This window comes from Streptacidiphilus neutrinimicus (assembly GCF_000787815.1).
Taxonomy (GTDB): Bacteria; Actinomycetota; Actinomycetes; order Streptomycetales; family Streptomycetaceae; genus Streptacidiphilus; species Streptacidiphilus neutrinimicus.
Map to the genome: position 1 here is coordinate 59,120 of NZ_BBPO01000025.1, position 4,534 is coordinate 63,653.

The 4,534-nt window shown below is 74.9% G+C and carries 5 protein-coding genes; 2 read left to right on the top strand and 3 right to left on the bottom strand.

Features of this window, described 5'->3' with window-relative positions; translation table 11 throughout:
* Positions 1-219 (bottom strand): hypothetical protein (locus TR48_RS43345; RefSeq protein ID WP_042368284.1); only part of this gene is annotated, 219 nt, incomplete at its 3' end.
* Between the two features lie 159 nt (positions 220-378).
* On the opposite strand from TR48_RS43345, the gene TR48_RS17820 reads away from it, so the two are divergent.
* Positions 379-1,215, top strand: coding sequence for an Rv1733c family protein (locus TR48_RS17820; protein ID WP_052442753.1), 837 nt, complete (start codon positions 379-381; stop codon positions 1,213-1,215).
* 10 nt (positions 1,216-1,225) lie between these two features.
* On the opposite strand, the gene TR48_RS17825 is transcribed toward TR48_RS17820, so the two are convergent.
* Together TR48_RS17825 and TR48_RS17830 are read right to left on the bottom strand one after the other, a co-directional pair.
* Positions 1,226-1,786 (bottom strand): universal stress protein, encoded by a 561-nt coding sequence (locus TR48_RS17825; protein ID WP_084729526.1) that lies wholly within the window; start codon positions 1,784-1,786, stop codon positions 1,226-1,228.
* Between the two features lie 207 nt (positions 1,787-1,993).
* The gene (locus tag TR48_RS17830) at positions 1,994-3,106 is read right to left on the bottom strand and encodes a phosphatidylinositol-specific phospholipase C domain-containing protein (RefSeq protein WP_052442754.1); all 1,113 of its coding nucleotides are present in this window, start codon (positions 3,104-3,106) and stop codon (positions 1,994-1,996) included.
* A gap of 151 nt (positions 3,107-3,257) precedes the next feature.
* Here TR48_RS17830 and TR48_RS17835 point away from each other — a divergent pair.
* Positions 3,258-4,534, top strand: a 1,277-nt coding sequence (locus TR48_RS17835) for a sensor histidine kinase (protein ID WP_063771004.1), incomplete at its 3' end; no start/stop codon positions are given.

Sequence of the window (4,534 nt, forward strand, 5' to 3'; positions counted from 1 at the left end):
GCGGCGGGTGCGGCGGGTGCGGGGCAGGGGGACGGGGTACGCCAGGGGCGTTGCCGCGCGGCTCGCCTCTGTGGCCAACTTCGTTCCGGAGGAGGCGATTTCGAGGAGAAGGCGGCGCCTGCGCGCCGGGCCGCGGGCGCGCAGCCACGCGGTGTAGAGGCCCTCGATCTCGCTGACCACCGCTGCCAGCCGCATCTGCGCACTCCGCGCCTGCTTCACGCCGCCGCTCCGTCCCCGTCCGTCGAACCCCGGCTCAGCTTCCGGTCGAACCAAGCCACTTGCTCATGTGCGCAAGTATGGGAAGTGTAGTCCTGCGACACGCCTCACACGGCCGAGAAGCATCGGACACGCGCCTCCGGACCGGGTTACCCTGCCGTTATGTTGGGGGTCTTCGCGGCCGTCGCCGCGCTGTGCGGAGCGTTCGCGCCCTGGGCAGTGCTGCCCGTGGTCGCCGCGGCCTGCTGGGGCTGCTACGACGGTCTCGCCGTCCAACAGGGCGGCGGGCCGGGGTGGCTGACGGCGCCGGACCTGCGCGCGCTCGCGCTCCTGTGCGCGTTCACCGTGCTCGGCCGCGTGCTCTCGGGGCCGGTGGAGCGGGCGGTGACCTGGCGGAGCGAGGCAGCTCGGGCCGCCGTCGAGACCAACCCCCTTTTCCGGCCGGATGATCGGCGCCGCGTGCGGCTGGAACGCAGCCGGTCGCGCCTGACGGCGACCGCCCTGGGGCTCGGGCTCGCGGTCGGGCTCGCCGTGCACGTCCACACCGCCGTCGCGGCGCGCGAGGCCCAGCGGCACACGCACGCGGTCACGGCGACCACGCTCCTCGGCGGGATGTCCCCCTCCGTGAACCGGCACACGCCGCGCGACGAGGCGGCGGCCATGGTGAGGGTGCCCGCGCGGTGGCAGTATCCGGTCGGCTCGCCGCACACCGGCGGCGTGGTGGTCTTCCGTCACCAGGCGGCCGGCGCCCGCGTCACCGTCTGGGTCGACGACGCCGGCCGGCCGGCGCTGCGGCCGGCCTCCGGGGCCGACCAGGCCGTCTTCGCCGGGCTGGTCGGGCTGACCGCCTTCGGCGGAGCCGAGGCGCTGGCCGTCGGCGGGCGCCGGCTGCTGCGCGCCCGGCTCGACCGGCGCGCGTCGCGGGCGTGGGCGAAGGACTGGGCGCGCGTCGAGCCGGACTGGTCCGGGCGCCGCAACGAGGACGTCGGCGGACGCTGACGCCGACCGCTCAGGGGAGCGACTGCGGCTCGTCCCGTCCGTCCGGAGCGGCGAGGGCCGCGGCCGGGGGCAGCTCGGGCGGCGCGGGCAGCCGATGCCGGAGCCCGCGCGGGAGTTGGCGCAGCAGCGGCGGGGGCGGGACGGTGAGCACCCGGCAACCGGCCCGGGAGACGCAGTAGCGGGCGGTCGCGCCGTGCAGGAGACGCGCGGGCCACTCGCGCGGGCCCGAGCCGAGGACCAGCAGGTCGTCCTCCCGGTCGGCGGCGTCCACCAGCGCGGCCCCCGCCGGGCCGCGGATCAGCAGGAGCTCGACGGGCAGGTCCTCCGGTACGCCCCCGAACGCCTCGTCGAAGGCGTTGCGCAGACGCCACTCCGCCTCCTGCTCCCACTCCCGCAGCGGCGGCGGGCACGGCACGTGCCGGTACCCGCCGTGCACGCCGACGGGGAGCCAGGCCAGCACCGCGAGCAGCGGAACACCGCCCCGCCGTGCCTCGGCGAGGCCGGTGCGCAGCGCCTGCAGGCTGCTGGGCGTTCCGCTGACTCCCACGACGACGCGTCGCGCGTCCGGCATGACGGGCTCCTGCTCCTCGAGGTAGGGACCGGCCGGGTGCGGTCCGGCCGGTCCGTCATTCCACCGCATCGAGGGCGTCGCAGGGAGTGGTTTTGACGTCCTCCGAACGAGCGGTGCCCGAGATCTGACGCGTGCTTGGCGCAAAGGTGCGTGCCGGGGCGCGTACCGGTGGGCGTCGGGGCGTGCTTCAGGTCGGGCGTCGGCGGCTCAGCCGGTGATGCCGTCCCGGCTCAGCAGCGCGCCGATCAGCGCGTAGCCGGGGTAGTCCATCAGCACCACGCCGGTGTGCGTCAGCTGCGCGCCGCCGCTGCCGGTGAGGTCGTTCAGCGCCAGCTGGTTGACGCCGGTGGTGAACCACGTGCCCCCGGCGACGTCGGCCGGGCCGGGTCCGAACGGGGCGCAGTTGGCGGAGAGGTAGGTGGTGAACATGGAGCCGCCGGTGTCGGCGGAGGCCGCCGCGATGTTCGCCCGGGCCTCGGACCACTTGGTGCCGGTGTCGCACTGCGTCCAGTCGTTCTCGACGTAGGAGCCCGCGTTGCCGCCGGTGAGCTGCGTCAGGCCGTAGCCGGGGTAGACCTCGCCGACCGGGCCGGTGAAGGTGGTCAGCACGATGTGCCCGCGGGCCTGGCCGAGCTGCGGCATCGCGGCGGTCGAGGCGCCTGTGACGCTCGGGGCGTAGAACAGGCCGGGATAGCGGGCCAGGTAGCTCTGGAAGATCCGGATCCGGTCGGCGGTCGTGGTGGTCGCCGGGTCGTCGGCGCAGTGGCCGATGGACGCGGTGCCGCTGCCGCCCTCGGCGGCGTCGGCGTCGCACTCGCCGTGCAGGTCCATCAGGATCGTCTCGCGCGGGTGGGCGGCGAGGAAGGCCTGGGCGTGCGTGAGCACGTCGTCGAAGTTGGCGTTCTGGTAGACGTCGGTGTGGTGGATCGCGAAAGCCGTGCCGCCGTTGACCACGCGCACCCGGATGTCGATGGCGCGGATTCCCGCGTCCAGCTGGGCGTCGAGGGTGGCGGCGCCGTCGCCGTGGTCCTCCTGGGCCTCGTAGGCCCAGGGCGCGAGGCCGCCGTGGATGGCGAGGGTGTCGTGGGTGCCGGGGACGGAGAGCGAGCCGAGGCTCAGGCTGTCCGGCAGGCCGCTCATCCAGTCCGGGTGGGTGGCGCCGGTCAGGCTGTCGAACGCCGGGGAGGAGCTGCTGGGCTGAGCGGACGCGGTGCCCGCCCCGGCGGCGAGAGCCACGCCCGCCATCAGGGTCACGGTGGCCGCGATGGCGAGCCCCCGTCGTGCCGTGCCGAGCCTGGTGGTGCCGATGCGCTGTCGCATACCGTGCCGTCCTCCACTGGGTTCCGTGCGGTGCGCCCGATCGACGGATGCGCAGTCGCCTCGGCTACCGGATGGTAGGGACGCCGGATGAACTTGAGAAGGCCACGACAAGAATGTGGTCCTCGCAGACCGAGCCTCTACCTTTGAGGGCATGGACCTGCTGCGCCGACTCCGGCTGTTCGCGCGCGCGCACCCGTACTGGGCCGACGCGTTGCTCGCGGCCCTGCTGTACCTGGTCACCGTCCTGTGGCCGACGGGAGGCCGGCCGAGCACCCAGTGGTCCAACTTCGACCCCGACGAGGTCCTGCTCGTCGCGGGGCTGTGCGTCTACGCCCCCCTCGCGCTGCGCCGCCGGTACCCGGTCCTGGTGCTGGCCTGCACCGTCGCCGCAACCGTCGGCTACATGTTCGTCGGGCCGGTGCGCGGGCCCATCCTGGCCGGGTCCGGTCTGGCGATCTACACCGTCTCCTCGGTCGTGGAGCGCAGGCTCGCGCTCGCGATCGGCGGGGTCGCCGTACTCTCCGTCGGCATCGCCAGCATGGCGCTCTCGCCGGAGAAGTGGGACAAGAGCGTCAACGGCATCGCCTTCGCCTGGACGGCGATGACCGTCGCCGTCGGCGAGTCGGTGCGCAGTCGCCGCGCCTTCGTCGCCGCGATAGAGGAGCGGGCCCGCCGGGCCGAGCACACCCGCGAGGAGGAGGCCCGCCGCCGCGTCGCCGAGGAGCGCCTGCGGATAGCCCGCGAACTGCACGACATCGTCGGCCACCACATCGCGCTGATCAACATCCAGGCCGGCGTCGCCTCGACCGTGCTCGAAACCCAGCCCGACGCCGCGCGCACCGCCCTGGTCCAGGTCCGTGAGGCGGGCCGGGCCGCGCTGAGCGAGCTCGGCGCGACGGTGGCCGTGCTGCGGCAGACCGGCGAGGGCGAGGAGACGGCGAGCCCGCGCGAGCCCGCGCCGGGGCTCGGCCAGCTCGCGCAGTTGCTGGAGTCCTTCGAACGGGTCGGCCTGCGGGTGGAGTGCCGCACCGAGGGCGAGCCCGTCCCGATCCCGGCCGCGGTCGACCTCACCGCCTACCGCGTGATCCAGGAGTCGCTGACCAACGTCGGCAAGCACGCGCGGGCCTCGGCGGCGACGGTCGTGCTGGTGTACCGTCCCGGCGTGCTCCACATCGACGTCGACGACGAGGGCCCGGGCCCGAAGCCCGCGGCGGGCGCGCGCGACGAGGAACGCGGCGGCGGCTACGGCCTGATCGGCATGCGCGAGCGCGCCGCGTCCGTCGGCGGCTCGTTCAGCGCGGGCCCCCGCCCGGACGGCGGCTTCCGCGTCTCGGTCGCCCTGCCGCTCGGCACGGTCGGCTCCGTCGGACGCACCGGCCGCGCCCTCGGGACCGCGGTCGCACGTCCTGCCCCCGAGCCGTCTGCGAC

Coding starts and splice junctions, on each gene's coding strand:
- TR48_RS17830 (WP_052442754.1), bottom strand. CDS start 3,106: ATGCGACAGCGCATCGGCACCACCAGGCTCGGCACGGCACGACGGGGG.
- TR48_RS17820 (WP_052442753.1), top strand. CDS start 379: ATGTTGGGGGTCTTCGCGGCCGTCGCCGCGCTGTGCGGAGCGTTCGCG.
- TR48_RS17825 (WP_084729526.1), bottom strand. CDS start 1,786: ATGCCGGACGCGCGACGCGTCGTCGTGGGAGTCAGCGGAACGCCCAGC.